Source organism: Streptomyces sp. NPDC005574, from assembly GCF_040605435.1.
Lineage (GTDB): Bacteria > Actinomycetota > Actinomycetes > Streptomycetales > Streptomycetaceae > Streptomyces.
Genome location: NZ_JBEXCW010000011.1, coordinates 140,560 through 158,695, shown reverse-complemented (window position 1 = coordinate 158,695; position 18,136 = coordinate 140,560). Strand labels below are relative to the sequence as shown.

18 protein-coding genes are annotated in these 18,136 nt (G+C 71.3%); 5 read left to right on the top strand and 13 right to left on the bottom strand.

Annotated features, from left to right (window positions below; all coding sequences use genetic code 11):
* Nucleotides 1-174: 174 nt before the first annotated feature.
* The 7 genes from ABZT03_RS11015 to ABZT03_RS10985 form a co-directional block, all read right to left on the bottom strand.
* Nucleotides 175-936, bottom strand: a complete 762-nt coding sequence (locus ABZT03_RS11015; protein ID WP_356036625.1) for a DUF3159 domain-containing protein — start codon at nucleotides 934-936, stop codon at nucleotides 175-177.
* Nucleotides 937-939: 3 nt separating this feature from the next.
* Nucleotides 940-1,338 (bottom strand): OB-fold nucleic acid binding domain-containing protein, encoded by a 399-nt coding sequence (locus tag ABZT03_RS11010; RefSeq protein WP_356036622.1) that lies wholly within the window; start codon nucleotides 1,336-1,338, stop codon nucleotides 940-942.
* Nucleotides 1,339-1,417: 79 nt separating this feature from the next.
* Nucleotides 1,418-2,101 (bottom strand): response regulator, encoded by a 684-nt coding sequence (locus tag ABZT03_RS11005; RefSeq protein WP_356036619.1) that lies wholly within the window; start codon nucleotides 2,099-2,101, stop codon nucleotides 1,418-1,420.
* Nucleotides 2,098-4,641 carry a sensor histidine kinase KdpD gene (locus tag ABZT03_RS11000; protein ID WP_356036616.1) on the bottom strand — a complete coding sequence of 848 codons (2,544 nt, stop codon included), beginning with the start codon at nucleotides 4,639-4,641 and terminating at the stop codon, nucleotides 2,098-2,100. Before ABZT03_RS11000 ends, ABZT03_RS11005 begins: the two co-directional genes overlap by 4 nt.
* 198 nt (nucleotides 4,642-4,839) lie before the next feature.
* Complete coding sequence (locus ABZT03_RS10995) at nucleotides 4,840-5,601, bottom strand: DUF3710 domain-containing protein (RefSeq protein ID WP_356036613.1); 762 nt, start codon at nucleotides 5,599-5,601, stop codon at nucleotides 4,840-4,842.
* Nucleotide 5,602: 1 nt separating this feature from the next.
* Nucleotides 5,603-6,154 carry a dUTP diphosphatase gene (dut, locus tag ABZT03_RS10990; RefSeq protein WP_356036610.1) on the bottom strand — a complete coding sequence of 184 codons (552 nt, stop codon included), beginning with the start codon at nucleotides 6,152-6,154 and terminating at the stop codon, nucleotides 5,603-5,605.
* Nucleotides 6,151-6,735: a PaaI family thioesterase gene (locus tag ABZT03_RS10985; protein WP_356036606.1), complete on the bottom strand. Its 585-nt coding sequence runs from the start codon at nucleotides 6,733-6,735 to the stop codon at nucleotides 6,151-6,153. Before ABZT03_RS10985 ends, dut begins: the two co-directional genes overlap by 4 nt.
* Before the next feature lie 58 nt (nucleotides 6,736-6,793).
* On the opposite strand from ABZT03_RS10985, the gene ABZT03_RS10980 reads away from it, so the two are divergent.
* Nucleotides 6,794-7,255 (top strand): DUF3093 domain-containing protein, encoded by a 462-nt coding sequence (locus ABZT03_RS10980; RefSeq protein WP_356036603.1) that lies wholly within the window; start codon nucleotides 6,794-6,796, stop codon nucleotides 7,253-7,255.
* Nucleotides 7,256-7,415: 160 nt separating this feature from the next.
* On the opposite strand, the gene ABZT03_RS10975 is transcribed toward ABZT03_RS10980, so the two are convergent.
* The 4 genes from ABZT03_RS10975 to ABZT03_RS10960 all read right to left on the bottom strand — a co-directional run bounded on the left by ABZT03_RS10975 (nucleotide 7,416) and on the right by ABZT03_RS10960 (nucleotide 10,945).
* Nucleotides 7,416-8,348, bottom strand: coding sequence for a hypothetical protein (locus ABZT03_RS10975; RefSeq protein ID WP_356036601.1), 933 nt, complete (start codon nucleotides 8,346-8,348; stop codon nucleotides 7,416-7,418).
* Nucleotides 8,349-8,361: 13 nt separating this feature from the next.
* Nucleotides 8,362-8,658, bottom strand: a complete 297-nt coding sequence (locus tag ABZT03_RS10970; protein ID WP_005481602.1) for a DUF4193 domain-containing protein — start codon at nucleotides 8,656-8,658, stop codon at nucleotides 8,362-8,364.
* A gap of 392 nt (nucleotides 8,659-9,050) precedes the next feature.
* A complete protein-coding gene (locus ABZT03_RS10965) occupies nucleotides 9,051-10,286 on the bottom strand; it encodes a HAMP domain-containing sensor histidine kinase (RefSeq protein WP_356036598.1) in 1,236 nt (411 codons plus the stop codon).
* A gap of 5 nt (nucleotides 10,287-10,291) precedes the next feature.
* A complete protein-coding gene (locus tag ABZT03_RS10960) occupies nucleotides 10,292-10,945 on the bottom strand; it encodes a response regulator transcription factor (RefSeq protein ID WP_030605557.1) in 654 nt (217 codons plus the stop codon).
* A 421-nt stretch (nucleotides 10,946-11,366) separates the two neighbouring features.
* On the opposite strand from ABZT03_RS10960, the gene ABZT03_RS10955 reads away from it, so the two are divergent.
* On the top strand, nucleotides 11,367-11,534 hold the full coding sequence (locus tag ABZT03_RS10955) for a hypothetical protein (RefSeq protein WP_356036594.1): 168 nt from the start codon (nucleotides 11,367-11,369) through the stop codon (nucleotides 11,532-11,534).
* A 268-nt stretch (nucleotides 11,535-11,802) separates the two neighbouring features.
* Here ABZT03_RS10955 and ABZT03_RS10950 read toward each other — a convergent pair whose 3' ends face one another.
* A complete protein-coding gene (locus ABZT03_RS10950; RefSeq protein ID WP_356036591.1) occupies nucleotides 11,803-12,618 on the bottom strand; it encodes an inositol monophosphatase family protein in 816 nt (271 codons plus the stop codon).
* Nucleotides 12,619-12,626: 8 nt separating this feature from the next.
* Nucleotides 12,627-13,754 (bottom strand): ferrochelatase, encoded by a 1,128-nt coding sequence (locus tag ABZT03_RS10945; protein ID WP_356036588.1) that lies wholly within the window; start codon nucleotides 13,752-13,754, stop codon nucleotides 12,627-12,629.
* A gap of 215 nt (nucleotides 13,755-13,969) precedes the next feature.
* On the opposite strand from ABZT03_RS10945, the gene ABZT03_RS10940 reads away from it, so the two are divergent.
* From ABZT03_RS10940 to sepH, 3 genes are all read left to right on the top strand, one after another.
* A complete protein-coding gene (locus ABZT03_RS10940; RefSeq protein WP_356036585.1) occupies nucleotides 13,970-15,208 on the top strand; it encodes an MFS transporter in 1,239 nt (412 codons plus the stop codon).
* Complete coding sequence (locus ABZT03_RS10935; protein WP_356036582.1) at nucleotides 15,168-16,487, top strand: D-arabinono-1,4-lactone oxidase; 1,320 nt, start codon at nucleotides 15,168-15,170, stop codon at nucleotides 16,485-16,487. Before ABZT03_RS10940 ends, ABZT03_RS10935 begins: the two co-directional genes overlap by 41 nt.
* Nucleotides 16,488-17,002: 515 nt before the next feature.
* A complete protein-coding gene (sepH, locus tag ABZT03_RS10930; protein WP_356036579.1) occupies nucleotides 17,003-18,046 on the top strand; it encodes a septation protein SepH in 1,044 nt (347 codons plus the stop codon).
* Nucleotides 18,047-18,136 lie beyond the last annotated feature (90 nt).

Below are 18,136 nucleotides of genomic sequence, written 5' to 3'. Positions count from 1 at the left end.
CCCATTTTTTAACAATTGTGTTTGTGTTAAGAGTGTTGTGTTAAAACGAGGGGAGCGGGGCGCCCCGGATGTCCGGGGCGCCCTTCGCCGTCGTAACCGCTGCGGGGTGGGGCCGGGGGACCAGGCCGGCGCCCGCTACCGCCGCTCAGCCGTCCCGGCGCCGCTATCGCCCGCTCAGCCGTCCCGGCGGTGCCGTCCGCCCGTCGTCTCGGGTTCCTCGGTGGCGGCCTCGCGCTCCCGCTCCGCCTTCTCCTCGGCCTCCATCTCGGCGAACACGTCGATGGGGGCCGGCGCCTTGGCGAGGAAGACCCAGGTGAGCCAGACCGCGAGCAGGAACGGCGGGATCTTCAGGGCGACCAGGACCCAGCCCAGCTGCGCGGTGTTCGCCCACCAGTACAGCGGGAAGAGGATCGCGCACTTGGCGAGCAGGATCAGACCCCACGCCCAACTGGCCTTGGCGTACGCCTTCTTGCGGCCCGGGTTCCGCTTGCGCCAGGAGAGGTTCTCCTTGAAGACGGGACCGAGGATCAGCCCGATCAGCGGGACACCGCACAGGGTCGTGACGATGTACGCCACCGCCAGGCCCAGCGTGTACAGCATGCCGGGCAGGTAGAAGTCCTTGGCGTTGCCGGTCATCATCGCGAAGACGACGCCGAAGGCGACCCCGAAGACACCGCTGAAGGCGTGCTTGACGGTGTCCTTCTTGACCAGCCGGACCACGACCAGGGCGAGCGACACGCCGAGGGCGGCGATGGCCGACCAGTGCAGGTCCTTGTTGATCGTGAAGATGGTGACGAAGAGCAGCCCCGGCAGCACGGTCTCGACCATGCCCCGCACGCCGCCGAACGCCTCGAACAGCGCGGCCTCGGTGACCGCCCGGGCGTCCCGCTGCCGGGCGTCTTCGGTGTCTTCGGTCGGCTTGTCGAGCGACGTCACCGGCTACTCCCGTCCGAGGGGTCTCAGTTCGTATTTGGGGTTGAACAGCACGCGGCGGCCGCGGCTCATCGAGATCCGGCCCGATGCGATCAGCTTGCGTCCGGGCTCTATGCCCACGATGGAGCGCCTGCCTAGCCACACCACGTCCAGAGCGGCGGTGCCGTCGAACAGCTCGGCCTCCAGGGCCGGGACTCCGGCGCGCGGCCGCAGGGTGACCGTGCGCAAGGTACCAGTAACGGTCACGACCTGGCGGTCGTGACAGTCGCCGATGCGTGTGCAGCCCGCCGTCTCGGCATCCTCGCGCAGCTCCTCGGACTCCAGGTCCTCCTGCGACGAGGAGAGCCGGTCGAGCATGCGCCGGAACCGGCCCACCGGCTTCTCGGAACGGGGAACAGCACTCATATCTGAAGCGTACCGGGACACGCCGACAGCTTCGTACCCACCGCGCAGGCGTTCGCACCGGCCCCGTCCGCGCGACGGGTCACTTCTCGAACCGGTACCCCATCCCGGGCTCCGTGATGAAGTGCTTCGGGTGGGAGGGGTCCGCCTCCAGCTTGCGCCGCAGCTGGGCCATGTACACGCGCAGGTAGTTCGTCTCCGTCCCGTACGACGGGCCCCACACCTCCTGCAGCAGCTGCTTCTGGCTGACCAGGCGGCCGGAGTTGCGCACCAGCACCTCCAGCAGGTGCCACTCGGTCGGGGTGAGCCGGACGTCCCGGCCGTCCCGGTTGACCTTCTTCGCGGCCAGGTCGACGGTGAAGCCCTCGGTCTCCACCAGTACGTCGTCCTCGCCGCCGCCGGTGGGCTCGGCGCGGCGGACGGCGGCGCGCAGCCGGGCCAGCAGCTCGTCCATGCCGAACGGCTTGGTGACGTAGTCGTCGGCACCGGCGTCCAGTGCCTCGACCTTCTCGTCCGAGGAGTGCCGGGCGGACAGCACCAGGATCGGCACGCGGGTCCAGCCGCGCAGGCCCCTGATCACCTCCACGCCGTCCATGTCGGGCAGGCCGAGGTCGAGGACGACCACGTCGGGGTGGCGGGCGGCGGCGAGCCGGAGGGCGGTGGCTCCGTCGTGGGCCGCGTCGACCTCGTACTTGCGGGCCCTGAGGTTGATCACGAGGGCGCGCACGATCTGCGGCTCGTCGTCGATCACGAGCACCCGGGTCATGTGGCCTGCCTTTCCGGTGGTACGGCGTGCTGGAGCTCCGGGCGCGTTCCCGCCGCGCGGAGCGTGAGGACCATGGTGAGGCCCCCGCCGGGGGTGTCCTCGGCGGTGAGGGTGCCGCCCATCGCCTCGGTGAAACCGCGGGCGACCGCGAGGCCGAGGCCCACGCCCGCGCCGCGCGGGGCGTCGCCGTAGCGCTGGAAGGGCTCGAAGATGCGTTCCTTGGCGTCGTCGGGGACTCCCGGGCCGCGGTCGACCACCCGCACCTCGACCCGGTCGGCGATGGCGCTGGCGGACACCAGGACGGTGTCGCCGGGCGCGCTGTACTTCACGGCGTTCTCCACCAGGTTGGCGGCCGCCCGCTCCAGCAGCCCGGCGTCCACGGCGACCATGGGCAGCGCCTCGGGGACGTCGAGTTCGACGCTGTCCTCGGGCACCCCGCCGAGCGCCATCGGCACCACCTCGTCGAGGTCGATCTCACGGATCAGCGGGGTGACCGTGCCGGTCTGGAGGCGGGACATGTCGAGCAGGTTGCCCACCAGGTGGTCGAGACGGTCGGCGCCCTCCTCGATGCCCTCCAGCAGCTCCGCCCGGTCCTCCTCGGACCAGGCGACGTCGTCGGAGCGCAGGCTGGAGACGGCGGCCTTGATGCCGGCCAGCGGCGTGCGCAGGTCGTGGCTGACGGCGGCCAGCAGGGCCGTGCGGATGCGGTTGCCCTCGGCGAGCGTGCCGGCCCGGTCCGCCTTCTCCTGCAGGCGGGTGCGGTCCAGTACGACGGCGGACTGGGCGGCGAAGGCGGCGAGCACCCGGCGGTCCTCCGCGGGCAGCACCCGGCCGGTCAGCGCGAGGGCCATGTGGTCGCCGACCGGCATGTCGACGTCGGCCTCCTCGGGCCGCTCCAGCGGCCGTCCGAGGCCCACTCGGCCCGCGCAGGTCCAGGGGGCGACGTCGCTCTCCCGTTCCAGCAGGGCCGCCGACTCCATGCCGAAGGTCTCGCGGACGCGCTCCAGGAGGTCCTCCAGGCCGGTCTCGCCGCGCAGCACGTTGCCGGCGAGGAAGGAGAGGATCTCCGACTCGGCGCGCAGCCGGGCCGCCTGGTGGGTGCGGCGGGCCGCGAGGTCGACGACGGAGGCGACCGACACCCCGACGGCCACGAAGATCGCGATGGCGACGATGTTCCGCGGGTCGGCGATGGTCCAGCGGTGCAGGGGCGTTGTGTAGAAATAGTTGAGCAGCAGGGAGCCGACGGCCGCCGACGCCAGCGCGGGGAGGAGTCCGCCGAGCAGGGCCGCCGCGACGGTCAGCGTGAGGAACAGCAGCATGTCGTTGGCGAGGCCGAGGTGGACGGTGTTCAGCAGGACGGCGAGCACCGCCGGCCCGACGACACCGACGAGCCAGCCCCACACGACCCGGGACCGTCCGAGCCGGGCGCCCCGGGCCACGGGCAGACCGCGCCCCTTGGCGACCTCGTCGTGGGTGACGATGTGCACGTCGAGGTCGGGACCCGACTCCCGGGCCACCGTGGCGCCGACGCCTGGTCCGAAGACGTACTGCCAGCTCTTGCGGCGCGAGGAGCCGAGGATGATCTGGGTGGCGTTGACGCCGCGGGCGAAGTCCAGCAGCGCGGCCGGTATGTCGTCGCCGACGACATGGTGGAAGGTGCCGCCCAGGTCCTCCGCCAGGGTGCGCTGCACGGCCAGTTCCTTGGGAGAGGCCGAGGTCAGGCCGTCGCTGCGGGCTATGTAGACGGCCAGCACCTCGCCGCCGGCACCCTTCTCGGCCAGCCGGGCGGCCCGGCGGATCAGCGTCCGGCCCTCCGGGCCGCCGGTGAGGCCGACGACGATCCGCTCGCGGGAGCCCCAGATCTTCGACACGTGGTGCTCGCTGCGGTACTGCTTCAGGTACGCGTCGACACGGTCGGCCACCCACAGCAGCGCCAGTTCGCGCAGCGCGGTGAGGTTCCCGGGCCGGAAGTAGTTCGACAGGGCCGCGTCGACCTTGTCGGACTTGTAGATGTTGCCGTGGGCCATGCGGCGGCGGAGCGCCTGTGGCGACATGTCGACCAGTTCGATCTGGTCGGCCCGCCGGACCACCTCGTCGGGCACGGTCTCCTGCTGCCGTACGCCCGTGATCGACTCGACGACGTCCCCGAGCGACTCCAGGTGCTGGATGTTCACCGTCGACACCACGTCGATGCCGGCGGCGAGCAGTTCCTCCACGTCCTGCCAGCGCTTGGTGTTGGCCGAGCCGGGGATGTTGGTGTGGGCCAGTTCGTCCACGAGGGCGACCTCGGGCCGCCGGGCGAGGACGGCGCGCACGTCCATCTCGGTGAAGACGGTGTCGCGGTAGCCCAGCTCCTGGCGGGGGACCTGCTCCAGGCCGTGCAGCATCACCTCGGTGCGGGGCCGGCCGTGGTGCTCCACGACGGCGACCACGCAGTCGGTGCCCCGCTCCACACGCCGGTGCGCCTCGGACAGCATGGCGTACGTCTTGCCGACGCCCGGTGCCGCACCGACGTATATCCGAAGCTTGCCGCGTCCCATGGCCTCATTGTCTTCCGCTCCGTGCCGCCCGCGCAGCGTCGACCCTACGGCGGGCGATCGCGGCGAACCGGCCGGAAGGCGGCTGCGGCGCCGCCTTTGACACAACCCTGACGCCGTGGCGCTCGCGCCGGATTCCGCCGGGCACGGGAAAGGGCCGCACTCCTGTGGGAGTACGGCCCTGTTCGCGCGGTGTGTGGTCTAGCGGACCTCGGTGATCTCCGGTCCGCGCTGGAGCTGGCCCATGCCACCGGAGAAGCGGGAGGTGCCGTCGTCCTGCTGGACGCCCTCGGGCACCATCTGCGCGTCGTTCGGCAGCTTCAGGACGATCGGGTCGCGGGGCGCCATCGGGCCCTCGCCGCGGACCACGACCGTGTCACGGAAGATCTGTTCGAGCAGCCCGGCGGCCTGCGGCTGCACCGCGCCCTGACCGGAGATCACTCCGCGCAGGAACCAGCGGGGGCCGTCCACGCCGACGAACCGCACGACCTGGAAGCCGCCCGTGCCGTCCGGCAGCTGCACCGGCACCTGGGCCCTGAGCTCCCAGCCCAGCGGACCCTCGACCTCGTCGACGATGCCGCCCTGCTGGGTGATGCCGGAGCCGATCTCCTCGCGCACCTCGCCCCAGATGCCCTCGCGCTTGGGAGCGGCGAAGGCCTGGAGCTGGATGGCGCTGTCGCGCAGCACGACGGTGGCCGCGACGATCGCGTCGCCCGCGACCTCAACCCGCAGCTCCATGCCGTCGACGCCCGGTACGAACATGCCGCCCAGGTCGACCCGGCCCTCGGCCGGGTCGCGGACCTCGGTGCCGTCCCAGGGTCCGTCGGGACGGGGCTCCGGCTCCAGCCGGACGCGCTTGCGCTCGCCCTCTTCGTCCGCCTCAGCGTCGACGCTGTCGACGACCTGCTCGGCCTCGCCGGCCGCGTCCTCGGCGGCACCCTTATTCTTGCGACGTCCGAACACGTCACTGTCCTTCCCGGTCGGATACGACCGAAGCGTATCGATTCCCACCCGCCCCGCCGCCTGCGACGGCAGGGCCACTTGTGCCGCTTGCGCCGCCCACCGCGGCATGACCTCCGGTGGACCCGAAGCCCCCTTCGGCCCGTGCCGAGTCGGGAAGCTCCGCGACCTCCTGGAAGCGGACCCTCTCGACCTGCTGGACGACCAGTTGGGCAATCCGGTCGAAACGCTCGAACCGCACCGACTCGCGCGGGTCGAGATTCACCACGATCACCTTGATCTCCCCACGGTACCCGGCATCAACCGTCCCCGGGGCATTCACGAGAGCGACACCGCAGCGGGCGGCGAGGCCGGATCGGGGGTGCACGAAGGCCGCGTACCCCTCCGGCAGCGCGACAGACACCCCCGTGGGCAGTACGGCCCGCTCGCCCGGCGCTAGTTCACGGCTCTCGGTGGTGCGCAGATCGGCTCCCGCGTCACCGGGATGTGCGTACGCCGGAAGCGGTACGTCGGGGTCGACGCGCCGGATCAGGACGTCCACGGGGTCGGGGCTCACGGGTTCACCTCGAAGGCCCGGGCACGCCGGAGCCGGTCGGGGTCGCTCAGGGCGGCCTGGATCTCTTCCTGACGGCCGTTCTCGGTGAAGTGGTCGACCTTCACCTCGACGAAGAGGGCGTCGGCCCGGACGGCGACGGGCCCCTCGGGGCCGCCGATGCGGCCGGTGGCGGACGAGTAGATCTTGCGCCGGGCCACCGCGGTCACCTCGGCCTCCAGGTACAGCACGGTGCCGACGGGCACGGGCCGTACGAAGTCGGTCTCCAGCCGCCCGGTCACGGCGATCGTGCGCAGGAGCCAGTTCAGTGAGCCGAGGGTCTCGTCGAGGGCGGTCGCGAGCACTCCGCCGTGCGCCAGGCCGGGGGCGCCCTGGTGGGCGGGCCGCACGGTGAACTCGGCGGTGAGGGACACGCCCTCCCCGGCCCGCGCCTCCAGGTGCAGGCCGTGCGGCTGCTCGTCGCCGCAGCCGAAACACCGGCCGTAGTGCGCACCGAGAAGCTCACCGGGTGCGGGAGCGTCGGGGTGCCGCACCGGCTTCAGGGCGTCGGCGGGAGGCTGAAGAGCTGCGGAAGTACCACTCACAGGCGCAGACCTTACCCGCGCGTCGGTACCGACCCGACACCGTGCCAAGCTTGGCCGTATGCAGCCCTCCGCCGTCCCGTACGAAGAACGCCTCACCGCCCCCCGCTCCTGGTGGCTGATCTCCTTCCTGGTGGGCGTCGCGATGGCACTGATCCTGCTGCCCTTCGGCACCCTGCCGATGCTCGGGGGCCTGGTGGGCGGGACGGCGGCCGCGGCGGTCGTCGCGAGCGCGTACGGCTCGCTGCGCATCCGGGTCGTGGGCGGTCTGCTGATCGCGGGCGAGGCGAAGATCCCGGTGACGGCCCTGGGTGAGGCGGAGATCCTGGACCCGGAGGAGGCCCGCGCCTGGCGCACGTACAAGGCCGACACCCGGGCCTTCCTGCTGCTGCGCGCCTACATCCCCCGCGCCCTGCGCGTGCAGGTCACCGACCCCGCCGATCCGACGCCGTACCTGTACCTGTCGACGCGGGAGCCGGAGCGGCTGGCCGAGGCCCTGCAGCAGGCCCGGACCGCGGCCTAGTGCCGTGACAAGGTTCACCGGCTCCGGCAAACCCTTCCGGTCACGGCACTAGAACATTCGCGCGGGGTGTCGCCCCGCGGGTGACCGCACGGCGCCGGACGGGGTCTCCCCCGGGCCGGCGGGTGCGGGCCACACCGCGTGTGTGCGGGCGGCGCGGGGTTCAGCGCCCGGTCTCCCAGTGGCCGGATCCGAGTTCTCTGGTGACGTCGTCGATGGAGATCGGGTTCGCGGGCTCCTCCAGCGGCGGCAGCGCGGGCAGCGCGTCCCACGGCACCTGGAGCTTGCGGAGGTCCGTGCGGATGCGGGCGGCCAGTTTTCTGGTGTCCCGGCGGTTCATGACCGCCCCGACCGCGGCACCCACCATGAAGGGCATCAGGTTCGGCAGGTTGCGCACCGTGCGCTTCATGATCTGCTGGCGCAGCTCGCGCTTCATGTGGCCGTTCAGCGCCGTGCTCACGGTCGACGGCCTGACCACGTCGATCCCGCGCTCGCCCGACCACGAACTGAGGTAGGCGGTGCTGCGCTGCTTCAGGTTTCCGGGCGGCCGTACGCCGTAGACCTCGTGGAGTTCGGCGATCAGCTTCAGCTCGATCGCGGCGACGCCGGTGATCTCGGCGGCCAGTTCGGTGGGCATCGCCGGGGGCACGGGCAGCATCGCGGCCGCCCCGATCCCGGCGCCGACCGTGGAGGTGGCGTTGGCCGCGCCCGCGACGAGCTTGTCGGCGAGCTCTTCGGGCCCCAGGCCCGGGAACTGTTTGCGGAGCGCCGCGAGGTCCCGTACGGGGATCCGCGGGGCGATCTCGATGATCCGGTCGGCGAGGTACCCGAGTCCGGCCCTGGCGTGGCCGGCGCTCCTACGGACGCCTTCCCTGGCCTTGTCCCGGATTCCCGCCGCCCGTCGCCGGGCGACGGGCGCGGGAACCTCCGCCGGCGCCGGGAGGTCACCCGGGTCGGCCGACGGTTCGAGCGAGGCCGCTCCGATGTCGGATGAGCCCCGCTCGTCGTCACGCGCGTCGTGAGGGCCTGTGTACGGCCCGTGGTCCGCCTTCCGGAGAGGAAAGCGGCGCTTCCGAGGTGGGGTCGAGCCAGTCACGGCCGACCCGCCCTCAGTCGCAGTCGCGGCAGATGGGCTGACCGTTCTTCTCGCGGGCCAGCTGGCTGCGGTGGTGCACCAGGAAGCAGCTCATGCAAGTGAACTCGTCCTGCTGCTTGGGCAGTACCCGTACGGCCAGCTCTTCGTTCGAGAGGTCCGCGCCGGGCAGTTCGAGGCCTTCCGCGGCCTCGAACTCGTCGACGTCAACGGCGGATGTCGACTTGTCGTTCCGCCGGGCCTTCAGCTCCTCAAGACTGTCGGAATCGACGTCGTCGTCGGTCTTGCGTGGGGTGTCGTAATCCGTTGCCATGTCGCTCTCCCCCTCTGGGTGTCTGCGGTGTCTCCAGCGCACGTAACGCGTGAGAGGCCGGACTTGTGCCCGACCCGAGGCGGAGATTTTGCCTCACATCAAGGTCTGTTACTCAATCGACACCCAACCGGACCCCTCGAGAGTGATCGGCTTGGATGGCGAACGGGACCGTACACGGTCCCCATGCCGCTCTACAAAGGCGTCTCACCGTGTACTTCCCGTGATCAGGACCCCCGAAAACCCGGATTTACCCGGCTTTCCGGCAGGTTGCGTGATCACCGACAGTAGATGGCCGGAAATTCGCCCTTGTGATCGAAGACACACGGGACAGCCACATCAGCGGCCCGAAAATTCCGCGCAAAGCGAACATCCTCGTGTGTCGGGACATGCTCTCAGACAGGCAGCGTGACTCGCATCACCAGCCCACCTCCCTCGCGCGGCTGCGCCGAGATGTGCCCGCCGTGCGCCCGGGCCACGGACCGGACGATGGACAGTCCGAGGCCCACACCCTTGTCACTGCCGGTGCGCTCGGTACGCAGCCGCCTGAACGGCTCGAAGAGGTTGTCGATCTCGTACGCCGGCACGACCGGTCCGGTGTTGGACACCAGCAGGACCGCCTGGCCGTGCTGGATCTCCGTGTGCACCTCGACCCAGCCATTGTCGGGCACGTTGTAGCGCACCGCGTTCTGAACCAGGTTCAGCGCGATCCGCTCCAGCAGCACGCCGTTGCCCTGCACCACCGCGGACTTCTGCTCGCTGCGGATCTCCACACCCTTGGCCGCCGCCTCGGCGAGCACCTGGTCGACGGCCTGCTCGGCGACCTCGGCGAGGTCGACCGGCTTGCGCTCGACGATCTGGTTGTCGCTGCGGGCCAGCAGCAGCAGCCCCTCCACGAGCTGCTCGCTGCGCTCGTTGGTGGCCAGCAGTGTCTTGCCGAGCTGCTGGAGCTCCATCGGCGCACCAGGGTCCGACAGGTGCACCTCCAGCAGCGTGCGATTGATCGCGAGCGGGGTCCGCAGTTCGTGCGAGGCGTTGCCGACGAAACGCTGCTGTGCGGTGAAGGCGCGCTGCAGCCGCTCCAGCATGTCGTCGAAGGTGTCGGCCAGCTCCTTCAGTTCGTCGTCCGGGCCGTCCAGTTCGATGCGGCGGGACAGGTCCGAGCCGGCCACCGCGCGCGCGGTGCGGGTGATCCGGCCGAGCGGCGACAGGACCCGGCCGGCCATCGCGTAGCCGAAGGCGAAGGCGATGACCGCGAGACCCAGCAGGGCCAGCAGGGAGCGGCTGAGCAGGTTGTCGAGGGCGTGCTGGCGCTGCTCGCCGACGCAGTTGCTCATCGCGGTGTTGAACACGTCGGGGGTGGCGCTCGCCGGCAGGTCGCAGACCCGGCTGGTGACCTTGCCCTCGGTGATCTTGAACGGCAGGTCACTGCCCACGTTCAGGGCCTGCGCGGCCAGCAGATAGATGATCGACAGCAGCAGGATGCCGGCGATCAGGAACATGCCGCCGTAGAGCAGGGTGAGCCGTATGCGGATCGTGGGGCGCAGCCACGGCAGCGGCTGGGCCATCGGCCGGCGGGGGTCCCAGGTGGGTTTCGGGGGCGCCTGCGGGGGCGCGGGAGTGGTGGCCACGGGGCTCAGATCCGGTAGCCGGAGCCGGGCACCGTGACGATCACCGCGGGCTCGCCCAGCTTGCGGCGCAGCGTCATGACGGTCACCCGTACGACGTTCGTGAACGGATCGGTGTTCTCGTCCCAGGCCTTCTCCAGCAACTGCTCCGCCGAGACGACCGCACCCTCACTGCGCATCAGGACCTCCAGCACGGCGAACTCCTTGGGCGCGAGCTGGACCTCCTTGCCGTCGCGGAAGACCTCACGGCGGTTGGGGTCGAGCTTGATGCCGGCGCGCTCCAGGACCGGCGGCAGGGGCACGCTGGTGCGCCGCCCCAGGGCCCGCACGCGGGCCGTCAGCTCGCTGAACGCGAACGGCTTGGGCAGGTAGTCGTCGGCACCGATCTCCAGGCCCTCGACGCGGTCACTGACGTCGCCGGACGCCGTGAGCATCAACACCCGGGTGGGCATGCCGAGTTCGACGATCTTGCGGCAGACGTCGTCGCCGTGCACGAGCGGGAGGTCACGGTCGAGGACGACGACGTCGTAGTCGTTGACGCCGATGCGCTCCAGTGCGGCCGCGCCGTCGTACACGACGTCCACGGCCATGGCCTCCCGGCGCAGTCCGGTGGCCACCGCATCGGCGAGCAGCTGCTCGTCCTCGACGACGAGTACGCGCACGTCGCTTCCTTCCTGTGTCCGCCCGCGCGGTGCCTCTCGGGCATGCGCGGGCAGGGGCTTCGGTGAGTGTGTTGACGCCCATCCTGCCCCTTTCGGCCATAAGTCGGCGGTAAGGCGGGTGAGCGGCCCACTAAGGACCGGTGTGAGGCCCGGGAATGCCAGATTTTCTCCGAGGGTTGAGGTTTCCGTGCAGAGGAGTGAGGGGAGGACGGCTTTACACCCCGCGATCACGCTCTGCATGTACCGCACCACCGTGCGGTACGCAGCGATCCGCTTTCCGCAGAGTGGGCGTGGGTGTCCGGCACCGTCGCCGCCCAGCACGACGGGCAGTGTGCTGGGCATCCAGTGGAGACGTGATCGCCCCTTCCGACCGGCACACCCCCGTGCCATCGACCCACGACCCAGGACGAGGGGGCGCAGCATGGACGCATTCACCGCAGGACTTCGGCAGCGCATAAGGGCGACCGAGTCCGACCTGACGCGGGCTCGCGACGAGGGCGACGACTTCCTCGTCGAGGTGGAACAGGCCGAGCTCGACGACCTGCGCCGCCTCGCCGCCGAGCACGGTGTGGAGGTCGGCGCGTTCTAGCGTCTGTTCAGCACGTACGGCACGACAGCGGGACCCCGGCGAATCCAGCGCCGGGGTCCCCGCTTCGTGTTCCCTCGCTCAGGCCGACCAAGCCTGCGCCCCGGACGAACCCAGCCGGGCCCCGACGGGATCCCGGCGCGGGCCCACCGACGCCCACTCTCCCCACGCGCCGGCCGCGAGAGAGCCGTAGGGGCGCGCCGGTGCCGGGGGGCCCCGAAGGCGAACGAGCCGGAAGCGCGGCGCTTCGACGGTGAACGAGCGATCCAGCTCAGTCGTGCCAGGCGCCGAAGTCCTCCAGGAGCTGCTGGAGGGGCTCGAAGACTCCCGGGGCGGCCGCGATCGTCAGGTCACGTGCGGGGCCTTGTCCGGGGCGTCCACCGGTCAGCGCGCCCGCTTCCCGGGCGATGAGGTCCCCCGCGGCGAGGTCCCACGGGTGGAGGCCGCGTTCGAAGTAGCCGTCGAGGCGGCCCGCGGCGACGTCGCAGAGGTCGACCGCGGCCGAACCGCTGCGCCGGATGTCGCGCAGCAGCGGGATCAGCTTCCGGGCGACCTCGGCCTGGTGGGCGCGGACCTCCAGGACGTAGTTGAAGCCGGTCGACACCAGGGCCTGGTCCAGGGGTGGCGCGGGACGGCAGGCGAGTGCGCGTGCGCCGTCCCAGGCGCCGGTGGCCCACGCTCCGCCGCCGCGGACCGCGTGGTACGTCTCGCCGCGCATCGGGGCCGCGACGACTCCGACGACGGTCTCGCCGTCCTGCTCGGCGGCGATGGAGACGGCCCAAGTGGGCAGGTCGTACAGGTAGTTGACCGTGCCGTCGAGCGGGTCGATCACCCAGCGGACGCCGCTCGTGCCCTCGCTGGAGGCGCCCTCCTCACCGAGGAAGCCGTCGTGCGGGCGGTGTTCGGAGATCAGGTCGGTGATCAGTTTCTCCGCCGCGAGGTCCATCTCGGTGACCACGTCGATGGGGCTGGACTTGGTGGCGGCGACCGCGAGGTCGGCGGGGCGGCCGTCCCGCAGCAGCTCGCCGGCGCGGCGCGCGGCCTCCTGGGCGAGTTCGAGCAGGTGCGGGTGCAGGGGGTCGCTCACGGGGTTCCTCACGCGTAGGGGCTGTCGGCGCCCGCGGCGGCGGGCCGGGGGGCACGGGCCGGGCAGCAGCCGACGGGGCACAGGGTGTGGCTCGCGCCGAGGGCGCCCAGGGCGCAGGGCGTGACCTGCTGTCCGCGTTCGATGCCGGAGCGCTCCAGGACGAGGTCGCGGATCGCGGCGGCGAAGCGGGGGTCGGCGCCGACGGTGGCCGAGCGGCGTACCGGCAGGCCCAGCTCCGCGGCCTTGGCGGTGGCCTCCGTGTCGAGGTCGTAGAGGACCTCCATGTGGTCGGAGACGAAGCCGATGGGGACCATGACGACGGCCGGGACCCCGGCGGCGTGCCGTTCCTCGAGGTGGTCGCAGATGTCGGGTTCGAGCCACGGGATGTGCGGGGCTCCGGAGCGGGACTGGTAGACGAGCTGCCACGGGTGGTCGACACCGGTGCGTTCGCGGACGGCGTCGGCGATCAGCCGGGCGACGTCGAGGTGCTGGCGCACGTACGCGCCGCCGTCGCCGTGGCCCTCGGCGGGGCCGGAGGTGTCGGCGGAGGCGAGCGGGATGGAGTGGGTCGAGAAGGCGAGGTGGGCGCCGTCCCGGACGTCGTCGGGCAGGTCCGCCAGGGAGCGCAGCACGCCTTCGATCATGGGCTCGAGGAAGCCCTCGTGGTTGAAGTAGTGCCGCAGTTTGTCGACCTTCGGCAGCTCCAGGCCCTCCGCCTCCAGCGCGGCGAGCGAGTCCGCGAGGTTCTCGCGGTACTGGCGGCAGCCCGAGTAGGAGGCGTACGCGCTGGTGGCGAGGACCAGGACGCGGCGGCGGCCGTCGGCGACCATCTCGCGCAGGGTGTCCGTCAGGTAGGGGGCCCAGTTGCGGTTGCCCCAGTAGACGGGCAGGTCCAGGCCGTGGTCCGCGAAGTCCTTGCGCAGGGCGTCGAGCAAGGCGCGGTTCTGGTCGTTGATCGGGCTGACCCCGCCGAACAGGAAGTAGTGCTGTCCGACCTCCTTCAGGCGTTCCCGGGGGATGCCGCGCCCGCGCGTGACGTTCTCCAGGAACGGGACCACGTCGTCCGGCCCCTCCGGGCCGCCGAAGGAGAGCAGGAGCAGGGCGTCGTAGGGGGTGGCATCGAGCGCGTCTGGCATGACTCGATCCTGCCACCCGGCACCGACAGCCGGGAAACGGCGGGGCGGCGGGCGGGGGACGCGACCTGCGGCGCGGGGTGGCGGGGAGCGGATCCGGGCCGTCCGAGGGGGTGCGTTAGGGTCACCTTATTCGTAAGCTGTAACGGCCACCTTCACGCCTTACTGCTGTCTGTGCGCCGCACTGAGCGAGCCCTCCCTCCCCGACCGGAGACACCGTGCCCAGCCCGTACCGCGCCCTGTTCGCCGCCCCAGGCTCCACGGCCTTCTCCGCCGCGGGTCTCGTGGGCCGGATGCCGCTGTCGATGATGGGCATCGGCGTGGTGACGATGGTGTCCCAGCTGACCGGACGGTACGGACTGGCGGGCGCTCTGTCGGCCACCATGGCGCTCGCCGCGGCGGCGGTCGGCCCGCAGATCTCCCGGCTGGTCGACCTGCACGGACAGCGGCGGGTCCTGCGGCCGGCGACGCTGGTCGCGCTCCTGGCGTCGGCGGGTCTGCTGCTCGCCGCGCACTACGCGTGGCCGGACTGGGTGCTGTTCGTGTGCGCCGCCGGCATCGGCTCCGTGCCGAGTCTCGGCGCGATGGTCCGGGCCCGCTGGGCGGCGGTCTACCGGGGCACCCCGCAACTGCACACCGCGTACTCGCTGGAGTCCGTGGTGGACGAGGTCTGCTTCATCTTCGGACCGATCATCTCCATCGGGCTGTCGACGGCCTGGTTCCCCGAGGCCGGTCCGCTGCTCGCGGCCTGTTTCCTGGCCGTGGGCGTCTTCTGGCTGACCGCTCAGCGCGCTACGGAACCCGCCCCGCATCCGCGCGACCACCGCGGGGGCGGTTCCGCGCTGCGCGCACCCGATCTGCAGGTCCTGGTGGCCACGTTCGTCGCGACCGGCGCGATCTTCGGTGCGGTCGACGTGGTGACCGTCGCCTTCGCCGACGAGCAGGGGCACAAGAGCGCGGCGAGCGTCGTGCTCGCGCTGTACGCGGCGGGCTCCTGCCTGGCGGGGATCGTGTTCGGGCTGCTGCACTTCAAGGGGGCGCCCGAACGTCGCTGGCTGCTGGGCGTGTGCACCATGGGCGTGAGTATGATCCCCCTCCTACTGGTCGGAAACTTGCCGTTTCTGGCCGTGGCGCTGTTCGCTGCGGGCCTGTCCATCGCTCCCACGATGATCACGACGATGTCTCTCATCGAAAAGCACGTACCACGCGCGCAACTGACCGAGGGCATGACCTGGGTGAGCACGGGGCTCGCGGTCGGGGTGGCGCTCGGCTCATCCGTGGCCGGCTGGGTCATCGACGCGGCCGGTGCGCGTGCGGGGTACGGGGTTCCGGCGGTGTCCGGGGCCGTCGCGGTCGCGGTCGGTTTCCTCGGGTACCGCCGGCTCAACAGGCCGGTTCCGCGTCGGGGAGGCACCGTTGAGCAGCACAGCGAGCGGGAAGAACGGCACGTGGCGTAACTGGGGAGGCAACGTCGTCGGCCGTCCCGCGCGGGAGGTCACGCCCGCCTCGGTCGAGGAGCTCTCCGCGGCCGTACGCAGGGCCGCTGAGGACGGTCTGAAGGTGAAGGCCGTCGGCACCGGGCACTCCTTCACGTCCATAGCCGCCACCGACGGTGTGTTGATCCGCCCTCAACTGTTGACCGGTATACGCAACATTGACCGGGAGGCCGGGACGGTCACGGTCGAGGCCGGCACTCCGCTCAAGAGGCTCAACATGGCCCTCGCGCGTGAGGGCCTGTCGCTCACCAACATGGGCGACATCATGGAGCAGACGGTCTCCGGGGCCACCAGTACCGGCACGCACGGCACGGGCCGTGAGTCCGCCTCGATCGCCGCCCAGATCGCAGCGCTCGAACTGGTCACGGCCGACGGCTCGGTACTCACCTGCTCGGAGAAGGAGAACCCGGAGGTCTTCGCGGCCGCCCGCATCGGGCTGGGCGCGCTCGGCATCGTCACCGCGATCACGTTCGCCGTGGAGCCGGTCTTCCTGCTCACGGCCCGCGAGGAGCCGATGCCCTTCGACCGGGTCCTGTCGGACTTCGACGAACTGTGGGCCGAGAACGAGCACTTCGAGTTCTACTGGTTCCCGCACACCGGCAGCACCAACACCAAGCGCAACAACCGCAGCGCAGGCCCGGCGAAGCCGGTGAGCCCGGTCGCGGGCTGGATCGAGGACGAACTCCTGTCCAACGGCGTCTTCCAGGCGGCCCAGCTGGTCGGCCGCGCGGCGCCCGCCACCGTCCCGGCGATCGCCCGGGTCTCCAGCAGGGCCCTGTCCGCACGGACGTACACCGACATCCCGTACAAGGTGTTCACCTCGCCGCGCCGGGTGCGCTTCGTGGAGATGGAGTACGCGGTCCCCCGCAAGGCCGTCACCGAGGTACTGCGCGAGCTGCGGACCATGGTCGACCGCTCCGGGCTCCGCGTCTCGTTCCCGGTGGAGGTGCGGACCGCTCCGGCCGACGACATCACGCTGTCCACCGCCTCGGGCCGCGACAGCGCCTACATCGCCGTCCACATGTTCAAGGGCACCCCCTATCAGGCGTACTTCACCGCCGCGGAGCGCATCTTCACCGCGCACGAGGGCCGGCCGCACTGGGGCAAGGTGCACACCCGCGACGCCGAGTACTTCGCCGGGGTCTACCCGCGCTTCGCCGAGTTCACCGCCCTCCGGGACCGGCTCGACCCGGACCGGCTGTTCCAGAACGACTACCTGCGCAGGGTGCTGGGAGCGTGACGGACGGGGGCCTTGTGACGCACGGGGCCCCTGTGACGCCCGGGGCGACGTGACTTCAGAGGCCACTGCGACGCCCGGGACGAGGAACAGGCCGGCGGGGACGAGCCCTCCAAACCATTGGTTCCGTTTCTGCCGATTGCGTGAAGTACGCCACTTCCAAGATCGCGGAAGCCCCGGAGGGACGGCCAAGTCCCGTCCCTTGCAAGAAGTTCGGCGGCGTGCCAATCCACGCAGGTGGTCCGAATGGAGTACTGTGGCGAGCCCTGGGTCAAGTCTCCCGCCAGGGCGTCCGTGGCCACCAAGGACCGCCAGGAGGGGGCCAGTTGCACAGGGTGACGGAGTTGGTCACTTAGCGTTGCGAACAGGTAACCGTGCCATAACGGCGTGACCGGGCCCGCGTCCGACACGCCGGGCAACTCGGCAAGGTTGTGGCAGGCTGCACCCGGGCAGGCCACACTCGACTAGCGGAAGCAGCGACGCACGTGACGTCGGCAGGCACCACCCGGGAGGTCCCCATGCCCGAACTGCGTGTCGTGGCCGTCTCCAATGACGGCACACGGCTGGTGCTGAAGGCTGCGGACAGCACGGAGTACACGCTTCCGATTGACGAGCGTCTGCGCGCCGCCGTACGCGGCGACCGTCCCCGCCTCGGCCAGATCGAGATCGAGGTGGAGAGCCATCTCCGCCCCCGAGACATCCAGGCGCGGATACGTGCGGGTGCGACCGCGGAAGAGGTCGCCCACCTCGCCGGTATCCCCGTCGACCGCGTACGGCGCTTCGAGGGCCCCGTGCTCGCCGAGCGCGCCTTCATGGCCGAGCGGGCCCGCAAGACGCCCGTCCGCCGGCCCGGTGAGAACGCCGGACCCCAGCTCGGCGAGGCCGTGCAGGAGCGTCTGCTGCTGCGTGGCGCCGAGAAGGACACCGTCCAGTGGGACTCGTGGCGCCGCGACGACGGGACCTGGGAGGTCCTGCTCGTCTACCTGGTCGCGGGCGAACCGCACTCGGCGAGCTGGACCTACGACCCGCCCCGGCGGCTCGTCCAGGCGGTCGACGAGGAGGCACGCTCGCTGATCGGCGAGTCCGAGGACCTCGCCGCGCCGGAGCCCAGCTTTCCCTTCGTACCGCGCATCGCCCGACTGCCCCGGGACCGTCCGCTGGACCGCGCCCTCGACCGGGCGCTGGAGCGTCCCGTCCTGCCGCCGCCGGAGCCCGTCGAGGAGAGCACGAGCGAACGGGACTCGCTGACCAGCCTGCTGGAGGCGGTGCCCAGCTTCCGGGGCGACCTGGTGGTGCCGGAGCGCCCGGCGGAGCCTCCCGTGGAGGAGGAGCCCGACCCCGAGCCGGACGCGGAGGAGCCCCCGGCCCCCGCGGCCTCGGCCGGTGCCGGTTCCGCCTACGCGGACGTCCTCATGCCTCGTTCCGTCGGCAGCCACCGTGACCGCCTCGTCGGCGCGACGGACCGCCAGGCCGAGGCGGACGGCGTCCGGCCGGGCCGCCGCGCGGCGGTCCCGAGCTGGGACGAGATCGTGTTCGGAACCCGGCGCAAGAAGCAGGAGTAATCCCGTCGCACGAGGGAGGGCCCACCGCACAGCAGCGGTGGGCCCTCCCTCGTCGTCGTCCTAGGACCCACACGTCTCCAGGGCCCTCAC